Annotated in this window: 10 protein-coding genes; 7 read left to right on the forward strand and 3 right to left on the reverse strand. The window is 59.9% G+C overall.

Annotated elements, in window-relative coordinates:
• Both AC30D7_RS28515 and AC30D7_RS28520 read left to right on the forward strand, forming a co-directional pair.
• Window positions 1-3,817 (forward strand): beta strand repeat-containing protein (locus tag AC30D7_RS28515; protein WP_490136299.1); only part of this gene is annotated, 3,817 nt, incomplete at its 5' end.
• A gap of 147 nt (window positions 3,818-3,964) precedes the next feature.
• Complete coding sequence (locus AC30D7_RS28520) at window positions 3,965-4,303, forward strand: hypothetical protein (RefSeq protein ID WP_019582912.1); 339 nt, start codon at window positions 3,965-3,967, stop codon at window positions 4,301-4,303.
• 48 nt (window positions 4,304-4,351) lie between these two features.
• Here AC30D7_RS28520 and lapD read toward each other — a convergent pair whose 3' ends face one another.
• The gene (gene lapD / locus AC30D7_RS28525) at window positions 4,352-6,298 is read right to left on the reverse strand and encodes a cyclic di-GMP receptor LapD (protein ID WP_490136300.1); all 1,947 of its coding nucleotides are present in this window, start codon (window positions 6,296-6,298) and stop codon (window positions 4,352-4,354) included.
• A gap of 14 nt (window positions 6,299-6,312) precedes the next feature.
• Complete coding sequence (gene lapG, locus AC30D7_RS28530; RefSeq protein WP_490136301.1) at window positions 6,313-7,005, reverse strand: cysteine protease LapG; 693 nt, start codon at window positions 7,003-7,005, stop codon at window positions 6,313-6,315.
• A gap of 244 nt (window positions 7,006-7,249) precedes the next feature.
• Between lapG and AC30D7_RS28535 the strand changes: the two genes are divergently transcribed.
• From AC30D7_RS28535 to AC30D7_RS28555, 5 genes are all read left to right on the forward strand, one after another.
• A complete protein-coding gene (locus AC30D7_RS28535; protein ID WP_019582915.1) occupies window positions 7,250-7,960 on the forward strand; it encodes a GntR family transcriptional regulator in 711 nt (236 codons plus the stop codon).
• Between the two features lie 744 nt (window positions 7,961-8,704).
• Window positions 8,705-9,481, forward strand: a complete 777-nt coding sequence (locus AC30D7_RS28540) for a DUF3050 domain-containing protein (RefSeq protein WP_019582916.1) — start codon at window positions 8,705-8,707, stop codon at window positions 9,479-9,481.
• Window positions 9,478-10,407, forward strand: a complete 930-nt coding sequence (locus tag AC30D7_RS28545; protein WP_096481519.1) for a diiron oxygenase — start codon at window positions 9,478-9,480, stop codon at window positions 10,405-10,407. The genes AC30D7_RS28540 and AC30D7_RS28545 overlap by 4 nt, the downstream gene beginning before the upstream one ends.
• A gap of 13 nt (window positions 10,408-10,420) precedes the next feature.
• Window positions 10,421-13,837, forward strand: coding sequence for an amino acid adenylation domain-containing protein (locus AC30D7_RS28550; protein ID WP_490136302.1), 3,417 nt, complete (start codon window positions 10,421-10,423; stop codon window positions 13,835-13,837).
• Window positions 13,838-13,867: 30 nt separating this feature from the next.
• Window positions 13,868-14,335, forward strand: a complete 468-nt coding sequence (locus tag AC30D7_RS28555; RefSeq protein WP_490136303.1) for an SRPBCC family protein — start codon at window positions 13,868-13,870, stop codon at window positions 14,333-14,335.
• Between the two features lie 146 nt (window positions 14,336-14,481).
• Here AC30D7_RS28555 and AC30D7_RS28560 read toward each other — a convergent pair whose 3' ends face one another.
• A complete protein-coding gene (locus tag AC30D7_RS28560; protein WP_490136304.1) occupies window positions 14,482-16,362 on the reverse strand; it encodes a methyl-accepting chemotaxis protein in 1,881 nt (626 codons plus the stop codon).
• Window positions 16,363-16,654 lie beyond the last annotated feature (292 nt).

Consider the following 16,654-nt stretch of genomic DNA (forward strand, 5'->3'; position numbering starts at 1 on the left):
TGCGGGCACGGTCCAGGCGACCATCTCCACCGCCACCGGTGGCAATTTCGAGAGCCTGGTTCCTAGCACCACCCCGGCAGTCACCACCGTCGCCGACACGATCGACAAAACCGAAGTCAGCATCAGCGGCAGCACCTCGGTGACCGAAGGCCAGACCGCCAGCTACACCGTCAGCCTGACCCACCCGGCGCAGACCGAAGTGACCCTGAAAATCGTCTACAGCGGTACCGCCGCCGACGGTTCGGACTTCACCGGCGTGTACACCGTGAAGATCCCGGCTGGCGCCAGCAGCGCGAGTTTCAACGTCGCGACGCTGGACGACAAGCTCACCGAGGGTACCGAGAACTTCGTGGTCAAGATCGACTCGGCCACCGGCGGCAACTTCGAAAACCTCGCGGTCAGCAGCACCAACGGCAGCGTCAGCACCTCGATCATCGACAACGATGCCGCGCCGGTTCTCGACCTGGACGCCAACAACTCCAGCGGCGCCACCGGGGCCAACTACAACGTGACCTTCACCGAAGGCACCACCGGCCAGGGCGTCTCGATCGGCGACACCGACCTGAGCATCACCGACCCGGACAGCACCATGCTGACCGGCGCCACCATCGTGCTGACCAACCGTCAGCCGGGCGATGCGCTGAACCTCGGCAACAGTGTCAATGGCATCAGCATCAACGCCAACAGCCAGGACGGTACGGTCACCCTGACCCTGTCGGGCAACGCGACGCTGGCCGACTACATGCAGCAGATCAAAAACATCAGCTTCACCAACAGCAGTGAGGATCCGAGCACCGTGCCGCGGATCATCACCGTGACGGTGACCGATGGCAGCAATTACTCCAACACCGCGACCACCACCGTCAACGTGGTGGCCGTGAACGACGCGCCAACTGCCGCGCCGGTTAACGTCACCGGTACCGAAGACACCCCGCTGATCCTCGGCTGGTCGACCTTTGGCGTCAGTGATGTCGACAGCCCGGCCGCCAACCTGGGGGTGAAAATCACTCAGCTGCCGGGCGAAGGCAAATTGCAGTACCTGGACGGTGCGACCTGGAAAGACGTAACGACAAACCAGACCATCAGCAAGGCCGACATCGACGCCGGCAAGTTGCGCTTCACGCCGGATGCCAACGAATCGGGCGTTGACGGCTATGGTGGCAGCGGTGCGGGCAATAACCAGGCGGACTACGCGCAGATCAAGTTCCAGCCAACCGATGGTCAACTGCTGGGCAACACCGGTACGGTGAAAATCGACATCACACCGGTTGCCGACGCGCCATCCCTGAGCGTCGCGGACAACAGCGTCAAGTCCACCGGCCTGATCAAGGAAGTCTGGACCGGCCTGTCGGGCCTGGGCACCGATGGTAGTGGCGCGCCGTCCGGCACGCTGAAATCGGTCATCGACGCCGCAGGCACCCCGAACTCCACCGGCACCGTGACCAACGTGCAGTCCGACGGCGGTGTCACTGCCGGCACGGCCTCGAAAACCTCCGGCCTGATTTACCTCGAAGCCGGCAAGACATACACCTTCAGCGGCACCGGCGATGACAGCCTGTTGGTGACCATCGGTGGCAAGAACGTGGCCGCGACGACTTGGGGTGCAGGCGGCAAGCTGAACGGTTCGTTCACCCCGACCACCAGCGGTTACTACACCCTGGACATCTACCACCATAACCAGAGTGGCCCCGGCAGCTATGACGTAAACCTGTCGGTCAACGGCGGTACAGCGGTCGACCTGAGCAGCGCCGGCGTACCGCTGTATACCGGCGTGGCGGATCTGGCCGCCTCTGGCGTGACGGTTTCCGACCTGCACGGCACCAATGGCGAAGGCTACTACGACGGTTACAAACTCAACGAAGGCGCCGAAGGCAGCAGCGTTCACCTATCCGCGATCAAGACCGCGCTGACCGACACCGACGGCTCTGAAAGCCTGAGCGTGAAGATCAGCGGCATGCCAACGGGCTCGGTGCTCAGCGATGGCGCGGGCCACACCTTCACCACCACCAACGGCGAAGCCAATGTTACCGGCTGGAACCTCGGCAGCCTGACCGTCACCCCGCCGCCGTACTACAACGGCCAGTTCACCCTGACCGTGACCTCGACATCCACCGAAGCACTCGGCGGTTCGGCACTGAGCACCGCGCAGATTCCGGTCACGGTGTACCCGGCGGTCTACAACGCCGTGACCGCCACGGCGGCCGACGACACGATCACCGGCACTGACGGCAATGACATCATGGTCGCCGACATCGGCGGACTGACCGTGGTGCCGGGCACCAATTACAACATCGCGTTCATGGTCGACAGCTCGGGCAGCATGAGCAGCACGTCGATCAACGCCGCCAAGGATTCGTTGACGGCGGTGTTCAACACCCTCAAGCAAAGCCTGGGCGGCAACTCCGGGACTGTGAATATTTTCCTGGTGGACTTCGATACCCAGGTCAACAAATCGGTGTCGGTGAACCTGAACGACCCGAACGCGCTGACCTTGCTCAAATCCGTGCTGGACTCGATGTCGTCCGGCGGCGGTACCAACTACGAGGACGTGTTCAAAACCACGGCCAACTGGTTCCAGAGTGCCGACGCCATTGCCAACACTGGTGCGAAGAACCTCACGTACTTCATCACCGATGGCAAGCCGACCTACTACCAGAGCGGCGAACAGACCAACCCGACCTTGTACGGCAACGTAAAGCTCGATGACGTCATCACCACTACCAACTACAAGTTGGGGCAGACCTATTCCAACAATCTGGACAGCACTCACTACCTGAGCATCGACAGCGCCGGCAACGTCACGCTGCAGACTCTGAAAAACTCGGGGCGCTGGAGCAGTTCCGAACTGGGCACCCTGCATGCCGAGGGTAACGGTACGTACGAACTGTCCTACCGCGATGGCACCGGCGGCAGCACCGATTCCACTACCATCGACAACTCCAGCAGCAGCTTCACGTTGCTGAGCAACGTGTCGACGGTGGAGGCCATCGGCCTGAACAAGGACGTCACCCTCACCGACCTCAAGCCGTACGACTCGGATCAAACACCACAAACCAACATCGACCCCAAGGACCTGGCCAACTCGATCATCGGCCATACCGAAGCGACGATGCCGGGTGCCGACACGGTCAGCGGCGGTGACGGCAACGACCTCCTGTTCGGCGATCTGGTGAGCTTCAATGGCATTGCCGGCGAGGGCTATCAGGCGATGCAGGCGTTTGTCGCCCAGCAAACCGGTGTCGACGTCAGCAAAGTCACCACCAGCAACGTGCACCAGTACATCACCGAGCACTACACCGCGTTCGACGTGTCTGGCGCCCACGATGGTAACGACACGCTGCTGGGTGGCGCGGGCAACGACATTCTCTTCGGCCAGGGCGGCAACGACCTCCTCGACGGCGGCAAGGGCAATGACATCCTGCTCGGCGGCACCGGCAATGACTCATTGATCGGCGGTCAAGGCAACGACATCCTGATTGGCGGCTCGGGTGCCGACACCTTCATCTGGAAGGCTGGCGATACCGGCAGCGACGTGATCAAGGACTTCAAGGCCAGCGAAGGCGACCGTATCGACCTGCGTGATCTGTTGCAGGGCGAAAGCGGCAGCACCATCGATAACTTCCTGAAGATCACCACGGTAGATGGCGTGTCGTCCCTGCAAGTCAGCTCCGCCGGCAAGTTCAACGGCGCCGACGCTGCAGCGGCTACCCCGGATGTGACGATCAAACTGGAAGGTAACAATTGGTCCAGCGCCAGCATCAACTCGCTGATTGCCGGCAGTGACCCGACCATCAAGATCGATCACAACAACAGCTGATACGCAGGCTGACGGCCGCCCAAACCGGGCGGCCGTCACGTTTGTGCCCACCTCACGGGTGACGATTTCGTCGTCGCACCGCATACTCGCCTGCGTTGGCCTATGCTGCTGACAGCACGACGCTGGTCCATTTCCGAGGGATGCTTAATGTTTTACGTGCAACGCGATGCGCAAGGTCAGTTAGTGCGCGTGGAAGCCACGGCCTATGCCGAGGCCACGGAAACGCTGCCGGCCGACCACCATGAAATCCAGGCCTGGTATGCCCACGAAGTGGTGGAGACCAGCCTCAAGCAGCTCAAGCAGAGCGACCTGGAGATGATTCGGGTACTCGACGACTTGATTCAGGTGCTGACCCAGAAAGGCGTGATCCGCGTCACCGACCTGCCGCCGGCCGCACAGGCCAAGCTGATGGACCGGACCCAGGCACGTGAGGCGTTGGGCGGGTTGAGCCAGTTGATCGATGATGATGAGACGGGGTTGATTTAACCCCTGACGCCGATCATTCCCACGCTCTGCGTGGGAATGATGAGCGGGCTACTGCCAAGGCTTCGGCTCACCCAACAGCTGCCCCTGAACCCCATACAACCCCATCTCGCGAATCACCGACAACTCCCCTTCGGTCTCGACCCGCTCGGCAATCAACGGTAGATCAATGCTGTGCGCCGCCCGCTGAATCGCCTCAATGAACAGGCGCTTGTCGCTCTCCTGATCAATCGCCCGGATGTAACTGCCGTCGATCTTCAGATACGCCAACCCCAGCCGCGCCAGATTGCCGATCATGCTGAAACGTCCACCAAAACGCTGCAGACTAAGGGAGAACCCAAGCTCGCGCAGACGCCGTGTCAGCTGTTCCAGCACTGCTTGCTCGGGCAGTTGCTCTTCGCCAATTTCCAGCGTCAGTCGTTCCCCAAAATTCGAATGAGAGCGCAGGATTTCAAAAATTTTGTTCAACGCCTGTGGATCCGCCAGTGTCGCCGAAGACAGGTTCAGCGCCAGCGACTCCTCATGGTCGGCCATCTGCTCGAGCACCAATTCCAGCATCAAACGGTCCAGTCGGGCGGTCCAGCCGAAGCGTTCAAGCCATGGCAGGAAGCGCCCGGCGGGAATGGTCTGGCCCTGCTCGTCGAGCAGGCGCGACAGCACTTTGTAATGCAGCACCAACTGCGTGTCATGGCTGGCCACCACCGGCTGGAAATACAGCTCGAAACGCTGCTGGTCCAACGCATGATCGAGCAAGGTATGCCAGGCATGGTGATCGTCGCCAACCCGCGTCAGCGCGCCCTGATCGAGGCACGCCCAGCTCGGCTCGCCCTGGCTTTCCGCCTGGGCCAGTGCCTGATCCGCCAAACCGATCACCGCTTGCGGCGAGTCGCCATGGGCAAACGGCGCCAGCCCGATCGAAGCCACCGAAACCACGTCCGTGGCGCCCGTCGCATGCAGGCTCGCCAAGGCACTTTCGAGGTTACTCGCCAGTTGCAGCGCTTCTTCACGCACCAGCCCCGGCGCCAACACGGCGAATTCCCCACCACGAATCCGCGTGACGAGGTTCTGGGTTTCCGGGTACTTGGCGCACTCTCGGGACAATTGCTCGCCGACCGCTTTCAACAATTCATCGGTACGCTGACCGCCCAGCCGCTGGTTCAACCCGGCCAGATCCTTAACCCGCAACAGCAGCAAATAACCGGAGCTGGCCTGCTCCGAATTGTTCACTCGCGCGTTCAGTTGCATTTCAAAATAGCGCCGGTTGGCCAGGCCGGTCAGGTTGTCCTGATAGGACTCGGCCCGCAGCCTTTCACTGCGTTCGGCCTGCTCCTGGAACAGCGCCTTGAGCTTCTCGACCATCTGGTTCATGGCCTGCACCACCCGGCGCAGTTCCGGGGTGCGCGGCAGTTCTGGCAGGCTTAAGAATTCCCGGCGAGCAATGGCATGGGATTGCTTGACCATGTAGTCCAGCGGCTTCAGTTGCCGACGCAGCAACAACGCGCCCAGCACCGCACTCACCGCGCCACAGAGCAGCAACCAGCCGAGGCTGCCTAACGCGCTCTGCCACAGCTTGGCCAACGCGAACATCGGATGGCTGACCACCTCGACCCGCGCGGCCTGTTCCCAGCCACGACTGACAATTGCATCACCACCGGCCGGCTCCAGGCCGATCAATTTGACGAACCAGTCCGGCACGTTGGTGACTGCCGGGATGCCGCTGCGCTCGACAATCGTCTTGTCGTTGGCCAGATCGACCACACGGATGCTCGCGTAGTAACCGCTGTCGAAGATCGAACTGACCAACAACTCGACCATCGCCGGGTCATCGATGCTCGGCGTCAGGGACAGGGCCAATGCCGTCGCGGCGTCCTGAGCGTGAGAACGCAACTGATTGACGTACTGGGTGCGCGAGCTCTCCAGACTGACCGTGAAGCTGCCGGTGAAGGCGACCACCAAGAACAGACAGATAGCGATCAACAGCTGTTTGAACAAAGACATCTGAGCGCGTGCTCCTAGTTAATCGTCTCGACCGGGAATCCTTCGGCCTGCATTTTCTTCAACACATCCTGCCAGCGAGACAGGCGTTTGGTGTCTCCGACCTTCTTGTTGCCCTTGGCACCCGGCAACCACAACCCTTCGGCATTGAAAGAGTAGACCGGCAGCAAATCGGGTCGCTGGTTGGCGGGCTTGATCGCATCGATCAGGCTGTCGAGCACCAAAGGCATGGCCTCGGGGCTCGCGTAGTAGGTCAGCACCATGTGCGCGCGGTTCAGGCGCAAAGCCTTGACGTAGGTAATGCGCAGCTTGTCACTGGAGACACCAAGATGACGCAGACTGAAATACTTGGCGATAGCGTAGTCTTCGCAATCGCCGGCGCCCTTCCACAAGGCTTCGATGGGGGTTTCCCAATAATCGACCTCGTGCCACAGGTCGATGTCTTCTTCGTAGCGCATCTGCCTGTTGAAGAACTGGTTGACCACGTTGAGCTGCTCCAGCTCGCCGACCTGTTTTTGCGTAGCCAGCAACTGCTGCCAGGCATCGATGCGCTGCCGCCCTTCACCCAAAGGCCCGTACAATGCCTGCGCACGACGGCTGATCAGCGAAAAATCCCAGTCGGCATGCAGCCCGCCCAGCATGACGCCGGCCAGCAGCAGTGCGCAGCCTAGCCAGCGCAAAGTCCGAGGGATCGCGAAACGTACCGCCAATGCGAGGCATCCAGATCAGGCAGATGGAAAATCTGCTTGATGGTGAAGGTTAGTCTGCTAAAAGACAATGGCACGGTGAGATCACTGCCAACACGCTAAACTTGAATGGCAGGAGCAATAAAAGGATCGCAGGAGCTGCCGAAGGCTGCGATCTTTTTGATTTTCCGATTGTTTGACAACCCGTCAGGCAGTCACTAGTGTCCATTTGGATCCAAATATTTCAGCCAATCAGGGTGCGTTTGTCGTGACACAGAAGCCCAACCCTCTCAGCAGCATCAAGGTCAATGGGCCGATTCCCGCTCATTTGGCACGCTCAGTGATCGAAGAAACCCTGCGCGCAGCCATTCTCGACGGTCGCATTCCCTGCGGCACAGCCCTGCGTCAGCAAGACCTCGCCGACCTGTTTGGCGTTAGCCGCATGCCGGTGCGCGAAGCCTTGCGCCAGCTTGAGGCGCAAGCGCTACTCAACGTGATCGCCCATAAGGGCGCTGTGGTCGCACCGTTGGTACAGGGCGATGCAACAGAGACCTATGAGTTGCGGATCCTGCTGGAGTCCGAAGCCTTGCGTCGGTCGATCCCCCTGCTTGAAGACGCCGATTTCAAACAGGCTGCACGCTACATCGACGAGTTGGAAACGGAACACGACTACACCGAGATCGGCCGGCTCAATCGCCTGTTCCACATGGCGCTTTACCACAAAGCCCCCAACCAGCGGCTGCTGAAGCTGGTCGAAGACGGGTTGAACGAAGAGGAACGCTTCCTGCGTTTCAACCTGGAAGCCATGGGCCTGGGCAAACTGTCCCAGGAAGATCACCGAGCGTTGTTGCGGGCCGCCGAGGACCGGGATGTCGAGCACTCGGTGATGTTGCTCGAAAACCACCTCAACCGGGGTGTCGAAGTCATCACGCACTACCTCGCGAGCCCTGAGGCGCAGCGCAGGAAAACCTCGAAGTAATCCGTGGCGACAGCTCCGAGCGAGTCATTGAACGGCTCGCCGCGATTTCTGGCTGATCCGCACCTGGACTGCTCAACGAACAAATCTGCTTACAAATCCCCCTTTCGCCCACACCGCGCCGGTGTGCAGCGACTTCATGCCAACTCCCAAAGCCCTGTCACCCCCGAGCCCGATAATTGCACCGATCAGACCATGCAGGGGTGATAGCGAGCGCCGTGAATTACGCTCACTCTTGAGCTGCCAACGAATAATGACGGGCGACGCACCGCACCCCGGAGCAGTCGCCCGCACCACAAGAACCAACGGAAGGAGTCTTGTCACGGGAAAGGAAGAACCGGCGTCGCTCCCAGCCAACTTCCACCCCCTCAGATCACATCAACGATTCAAGTAGAAAGTTGCTTCGAGTGAGGCATTCACTCTTTATTTTAATTTTGGCTTATATACGCCGAAAGGAGCAACTACGCCCAAATAAAACTTTATACAAAAGTCTTATTGGAACTTATCGCACCCGAGAAAGTTGAACTTTCAATTAATTAAAAAAACACTTGCCCGACACTTTATTCATGCATTAGTTTTTCTCCGCCGCCCATAAACATAGGGGCCAAGCACTACGCAGCGATTGCACAACCCTAAAAAGCATCAATTCAATTGAGGCACCCGCTCGCCAATAGAAAACTTCAAGCAACCGTTACTTATTGATCAACACCCCCTCAACGGTATTCCAGATCACTTATAGGCTCGCTCATGAAACCGACTAAAGATCGTCTTAATCAGAAGAAAGCAGAACTTAGTGCGCACCCGATCTTTTCTGAAATACATTCGTTATCGGTGCTTCAACGCTTCATGGAAACCCATGTGTTTGCAGTGTGGGATTTCATGTCGCTGACCAAACGCCTGCAACAGGAACTGACCTGCGTTCAGCTGCCCTGGCTGCCGCCACGAGATCCGCAGGCCGCGCGTCTGATCAATGAGATCGTGCTCGGTGAAGAGTCCGATGATCGTCCCGCCCAAGGTCACTACAGCCATTTCGAGTTGTACCTCGATGCGATGCGCGAAGTCGGTGCAAGCACAGTCGCCGTCGAACGCTTCGTGGCGTTGCAAAAAGAAGGCGTGAGCTACGACGTGGCCTTGCAAAGCGTGGACGTCGACCCGGCGGCCGCACAGTTCGTACGCCACACCTTGCACACCGCGTTGCATGCGCCGGGACACAGTGTGGCGGCGGCGTTTCTGCACGGCCGCGAGAGTGTCATCCCGCAGATGTTCCAGCGGATTCTCGACGACTGGGGCATTGGCATCGAACAGGCGCCGACCTTCCGTTACTACCTGGAACGGCACATCGAAGTCGACTCCGAAGACCACGGCCCAGCGGCGGAAAAACTCCTCGCACGCCTGGTCAATGGCGATCCGCAGCGCGAAGAAGACGTATACGCCAGCGCCATCGCCGCCGTGGAAAGTCGCATCGCGCTGTGGGACGGCTTGCGCCTGAGCATGAGCGAACCGGTTGCCGAGGTGAACGCATGAACGCCGCCGACTACCAATCCTTCGCCGACGCCTGGGAGAGCCGCGCAACCATTCGCACCCGCCCCCGGCGTGTGCTGGAGAACGACGACAAGCTGATCTATCCGCTGAGCCGCCAGCCGCTGGTGCTGAGCGAAACCTTCCTGCGCGAATGCCCGGAACAACGGGACTTCGCCCTGGTGCAGACGCTCTACAAATTCATCAACGACGTAGTGATTTTCGAAACCGAGATCGTCGACAAGACCGCCCGCAGCATCGCTAAAAACCGCTTCAGTGTGGCGTTCCCGTTCGCCTGTCGCTACGACGCCATGACCGTGGTGGTGGACGAGGATTACCACGCCCTGGTGGCCATGGACTTCATGCAGCAGACCGTCGCCATGACCGGCATCACCCCCATCGAACTGCCGGACGAAATAGAACTAAGCCGTGCCATCCCGGCGGCCGTGGCCCTCGCACCGGAACACCTGCGCAGCGCCGTGGAGCTGATCTGTGTGGCCATCGCCGAGAACACAGTGACCGGCGATGTAGCGGCGTTCGCCAAGGACGACACAGTCAAGCAATCGATCAAAGGCCTGATGGCCGACCACTTGCTGGACGAGGGCCGTCACTCCGGGTTCTGGTCGCGGCTGGTGCGCATCTACTGGCACACCGCAAGCGAAGACGATCGCCAGTGCATCGCACAAATCCTGCCGGTGTTCATCGGCCATTACCTGACCAACGACATCCAGAAGTCCTTCGACTTCCGCCTGATCGACGCCTTGCAGATCAGCGACGTGGTGCGTCAGGCCCTCAAGAGCGAAGTGTCGGGGCTGGCCTTCCCGATCAATCGCCATCACCCGCTGGTCGCCAACATCGTGCGGTTTTTCCGCAGCAGTTCGCTGCTCGATTCACCGTGCGTGCAAAGCGCCCTGAGCGACTACCTGGTTTAACGAGGAGAACATCATGAGACGTCTCGATATTTTGCTCATCGGGCAAAGCCAGACCCTGACCGAACTGGCGCTGGAGCTCGAACAACACGGTCATTCACTGGCGCGACTTGCGAATGTGGAAGAATCGCCGCCGGGCCTATTTGATTTGCTGATCGATGATGCGAGCCTGCCATTTCGGGACTTCGGCAATGCGCCGCACCTGATGCTGCAAGTGGGTGTCGGGTTGCCGGGAGCTAGCGGGCTGCCACCGTTGGACCTGCTGTGCACGTACAACTCGACGCCGTTGAGTCGCGTGCCGGTCGCCGAAGAGTTGTCCGGCAACGGCCAGGCATTGCGCCTGCGAGCGGTGGCCGATCTGGTCGATCATGTGGCGCTGCTGGTCAGCCGCCTCTCCCGGGATGCCGACTATTTCCTGCAGGCCGAGCCGACGATTTCCGCGCACTTCGAGCAGGTGGAAAACCTGCAGTTTTTAGAGCACCTGGCCTTCGTCCACCGCCTCAACAACACGGCAGAACCACGATTGCTGCAACTTGGGCAGATCCCGATGATCGAGCGGCTCGAACAGCGCTTCATTCAGTCTGCCGAGCGTGTGGCGCTGAGCATCGCCGGCACGTCGCTGAGCTATCGAGAATTGCACGCCCACAGCCGTGCCATCCAACAGCGTTTGCAACCGTTGCTCGATCAGCATCAAGGGCCGTTGGTGGTCGGAGTCTGCCTGCCAAAATGCAGCGCGTTGTATGCGGGAATTCTGGCGATCCTGGGCAGTGGCGCGGTGTACCTGCCGCTGGAACCGAGCCATCCGCTGCAACGTCAGCAGTACATTCTGGAAAACGCCGGGGCGGTGTTGTTGCTGCATGATGGAGAGCATCCTCTCAGCGAGACGATGCCGGGGCTGGATATCAGCCGTATCGACAGCGGCGATGTGAGCCTCGATCAACCCTTGATGCGCCAACGCCCCGCTCTCGACGCGCCGTGCATGGCGCTTTATACCTCGGGCACCACGGGTCACCCCAAAGGCGTGTTGCTCAGCCAGGCCAACCTCGCACACTTCACCGCGTGGTACGCCGACTACGTGCAGCTGACCGAACAGAGCCGGGTATTGCAGTTTTCATCGTTGAGTTTCGACTCGTCGCTGATCGATATTTTCCCGACCCTGCTGCAGGGCGCCGAGCTGATCGTGCCCAACGAAGACCAACGTCGCGACCCGCTGCAACTGGTCGAGCTGATCCGCCACCAACAACTCAGCCATGCCTTTTTGCCGCCAGCCTTGCTGAGCATCCTGCCGCTGGATCAGTTGCAGGTCCTCGACCATGTGATGACCGGCGGCGACGTCTGCGAACCCTACGTGGTCCAGCAACTGACCCGCCAAGGCAATCTATACAACCTCTATGGCCCGACCGAAGCTACGGTTCTGATTACCGCACGACGACTGCGCACCGGTGACAGCAACCGGACCCTCGGCACACCGATTGCCAACAGTCAGGTGCTGATCCTCGATGAAGACTTGCAACCGGTGACCGAACAAACCGTCGGTGAGTTGTACATCGTCGGCCCGGGGGTGTGCCTGGGTTACCTGAACAACCCGCAGCAGACTGCCGAACGCTATCTGAATCTGAGCCTGCCGAACGGCCAGAGCCTGCGCGCCTACCGCTCCGGCGACATGGCCAAGTGGACCCCCGACGGTATCGAGCTGTGCGGACGGCGAGATAATCAGGTAAAGATTCGCGGCTTTCGGGTCGAGCCGGAAGAGATCGAACGCTGCCTGCGCGACAGTCAGTTGTACCGTCAGGTGGCGGTGGTCATCGACCGACATCGGCGGATTCTGGCCTTTCTCGCGCAACCTCAGGAAGCGCAATTCGGTGCGGCTCGCGAAGCCTTGAAGGCCCACGCGCTGCAGTTTCTGCCGGACTACATGCAGCCTGCCGCCTGGACAGAACTGGCGAGCATGCCGTTCGCCAGCAACGGCAAGGTCGACCGCAAAGCACTGCTGGAACTGCCCGTCAACGTGACCGACAACAGCCGACGGCAATTGCCTGCCAGCGCCGATGAAGCACTGCTGCTGGAGATCTGGGCCGAGTTGCTGGAGCTACCCGCCAGCGACATTTCCACCGACGAAAGCTTCTTCAACCTCGGCGGGCACTCGATCCTCCTGTCGCGCATGCTCCTGCGTTTGCGTGAGGAGTTCGGCCGCAGTATCTCGATCAACCGCTTCATCGAACTGCCGACGATCGCGAAGCTGGCGACGTTGGTGCGCGGCTCCGGGACCGAGGAAGTGCTGAGTGAAAAAGCCTTGGCCGATGCCTTCCGTGAACTGGACATCGAGCCGCTGCCGGTCAGCCGAATGGGCGATGTGCACAAGGTGATCGTCACCGGTGCCAACAGCTTCGTCGGTGTGCATATCGTCGAAGCTCTGCTTGCCTGGGGCGCCAGCGAAGTGGCGTGCCTGGTGCGCGATGGCGGTGGGCAATCGGCGGCGCAACGCTTTGCGGATGCGTTGCGGGAAAACCGCTTGGAGCATCTGGACCTGAGCCGGGTGCAGGTTTACGCGGCGGACATCACTCGCCCGCAACTGGGGCTCAGCGAAGCGGTTTACGAACGGCTGGATCGAGAGTTCGGCGCACTGGTGCACAACGCCGCGAACGTCAATCACGTCCTCGATTACGAGTCGTTGGCGCGGGATAACGTCGAACCGATTTTCGAGTGTCTGCGCCTGTGTGAAGGACGCAGCAAGAAGATCTTCAACTTCGTCTCGACGCTCTCGGCGTCCAGCACGATTTCCGACGATGGCCGGGTGCTGGAATTACCTGCCGCGCAGACTCCACCGATCTACATCAAGAACGGTTACAACCTGTCCAAATGGGTCGGCGAGCGGATCCTCGAACGGGCGCGGGAGCGTGGCGTGGAGGTCAATCTTTACCGCCCTGGCAATATCAGCTTCAACAGCCTCACCGGCGTCTGCCAGCCCCACAAGAATCGCCTGATGCTGATGCTCAAGGGCTCGATCCAGCTCGGTCAGGTGCCGGAGTTCGCGCTGAATTTCGACCTGATGCCGGTGGATTTTCTCGCCCGTTTCATCGCCTTCCATGCCAGCCGTTACCAGGCCGAAAAAGCGGTGTTCAATCTGCACAACCCCGAACCCCTGAGCTGGGACACCTACGTGGCTTCCTTTCGCGAAGCCGGTCGGGAGTTCTCGATGGTCAGCGTCGCCGACTGGCAGCAGCAACTGGGCCGGGTCGACAGTGATAACGCGCTGTTTGGCGTGCTGGGCTTCTACCTCAACGGCTTCGAGGAAGACATCGGCGACATCTCGATGATCGGCCACGACAACGCCCAGGCCGGCGTACGACAGATGGGCGCGCACTACCCGGAAAAATCCCCGGCGCTGCTGCGACGCGGCTGCGACTACCTCAAAGAAATCAACTTCATCTGATTCATCCTAACCCCGCACGGAGCAAAAACCATGAATACTCTGCAACCCGATACCCTGATCAAAAACCCTCAAGGCTGCCACGTTGTGTCTTCGGTGGAAGTACCGGCCGACGCGGCGCAAGTCTGGGCAGTGGTCGGCAATTTTGCCGGCTTCGACAAATTCATTCCGGCGCTGTCGCACATTGAGATGACCGGCGAAGGTGTGTCGTCGCTGCGCAAGAAGTTCTTTAAGGACGGCAACCTGGTGGTCGAGCAGCTCAACTCCCGCAACGACCAGGCGCTGAACATGACCTGGACCACGATCTACAACACCTTGGGCGTGGCCAATTTGTGGGCCGCGATGAGTGTGGAATCCTTGGGCGCAGACAAGTCGCGGGCGACCTGGACGATCATCGCCGAACCGGCCCAAGGTGGCGCCGAGGCTCTGCCGGGGTTCAAGGCTTTCGTCCAGGGGTTTGCCGATGATGCGATGGGGAATGTGTTGAAACTGTTTGTATAGGGCTTCGGTTCAGCGGGTGATTATTAGCCCGCTTTCGTGAGCAAGCCCGCTCCCTCATTTGACCGCGTTCCGTCTGGAAGAACTCGATCAAAATGTGGGAGCGGGCTTGCTCGCGAAGAACGATAACGCGGTCCAACTGACCTCAATCAGATCTTGAAGCTATCAACCAGTTGCTTCAAACGATTGGCCTGCTGGGACAGCGCATCACAATCCTTCAATGTTTCATTGAGGTTGGCCACGCTCTGCTGGTTCAGCAGGTTGATCTGGTTGACGTCGACGTTGAGGGTTTCTACCACGGCCGTCTGCTCTTCGGTCGCCGCGGCCACCGATTGGTTCATGCCGTCGATTTCGCCGATGCGCTGGGTCACGCTGACCAGTCGCAGGCCGGCCTGGTTCGCCACTTCGACGCTCTGCTCGCTGGACACCTGACTGGCGTTCATCGTAGTCACCGCCTCGCGAGAACCGATCTGCAGCGAGCTGATCATCTTGTGGATCTCTTCCGCCGACTCCTGGGTGCGATGAGCCAGGTTGCGCACCTCATCCGCCACCACCGCAAAACCACGACCGGCCTCACCGGCACGGGCCGCTTCGATAGCCGCGTTGAGCGCCAACAAATTGGTCTGCTGGGAGATGCCTTTGATCACATCCAGAATGTGGCCGATGTTGTCGGTGCTCGCGTTCAGGGTTTCGATCTGCGTGCAGGACAGGCTGATTTTCTGCGACAGCTCGGTCATGGCCTGGATGGTTTGTTCCACCACCTGACGGCCGTCATCGGCCTGCTCGCTCGCGCCGCTGGCGTGTTGCGAAGCATCGGCGGCATTGCGGGCGATTTCCTGTGTGGCGGCGCCCAATTGGTTGATCGCCGCGGCCACGCTGTTGGTGCGGGCGCTTTGTTCGTCGGAGCCGATGATCGAAGCGTTGGACGATGCCATCACCCGTTGCGACAGATCATGAACCTGGCGGGTCGCCGAAGACACTTCGCAAATCGATGCGTGAATCCGCTCCACGAACTGGTTGAAGGAACCACCCAACTCGCCGAACTCGTCTTTGCTTTCTACGACCAGACGACGGGTCAGGTCGCCCTCGCCCTGAGCGATGTCCTGCATCGCACGGCCCATCGTGGTCAGCGGACGCATCAGCACGTTGATCAGCAAGCTCAGCAGCACGGCAATGGCCGTCACGGCGATGAACATCGCGATCAGCGCCGAGGTGCGGAACTGGCTCAGTGGTGCGTAGGCCTTGGCCTTGTCAATCGACAGACCGACGTACCACTCGGCATTCGGCAAACCGCTCACCGGCGTGAACGAGAGGATGCGGTCCTGCTTGTTCAGTTCGACTTGCTGGATGCCTTTTTCGATGCGGACACTGGAACCCGGATAGATGTCTTTCAGGTTCTTCATCACCTGATCCTTGTCCGGGCTGACGATCACCTGACCATCGGCGCTGACGAGGAACGCGTGACCGATGCCACCGAAATCCACCGAGTTGATGATCTTCACCAGGGTTTCCAGGCTGAGGTCGCCGCCGACCACGCCCAGCAATTCGCCGCTCTTTTTCACCGGCATGGCGATGGTCACCACCAGCCCACCGACTGCGGCCATGTACGGTGGGGTCAGCATGGTCTTGTCGGCGACTACGGCTTGTTTGTACCAGGGGCGCTGACGCGGATCATAGCCGTCTGGCATCTTCGCGTCAGGGCGTTGGGTGAACATGCCATTGGCCTGCCCAACGTAGGTGAACTGGAAGTTCGAGGTGAGGGCCGGTTGATCGACCAGCCCTGGCAAGTCGGCATTGGCGCCTTGATGAGCGACGTTCTGCGCGAGGTTTTCCAGGACCAACACGCGGCCGCTCATCCAGTTCTGCACGCTGCTGGCAGTCAGGTCGCCGGCTTGCTCAACGGAGGACTCGATGTTTTGCCGAATGGTGTTTCGCTGCAGATAGTCGTTGTACAAAGTGAACAACGCAAAAGCCAGCACCACGACGCCTGAAGCGGCCAGCAGGATTTTATGGCTGAACTTGAGATTCATTTCATGGGACTTCTTATGCCAAAAGTGGGGATGCGTTCCGGGTTGCAACATTCCATGTAACAGCGCAGACGGCATTCTGAAGCCGCTCTACTTTGGTGCACGCATGTGTCATCAGTCTTTCGGCACGAGCGGGAGAAAACTTAAGGATTTGTACGAAACCCGTCAGATACCCGCCGAACGGCATGCTAGGGAGGACGGATTACTGGGTGTTGATCCATATCTGGCGTTACTGGCTCGACGAAGTAGCGAGACACGCAGACTTGGGATCTGAAACCGCTTCGGGCTTAAATTT

This window comes from Pseudomonas sp. DF5 (assembly GCF_058148225.1).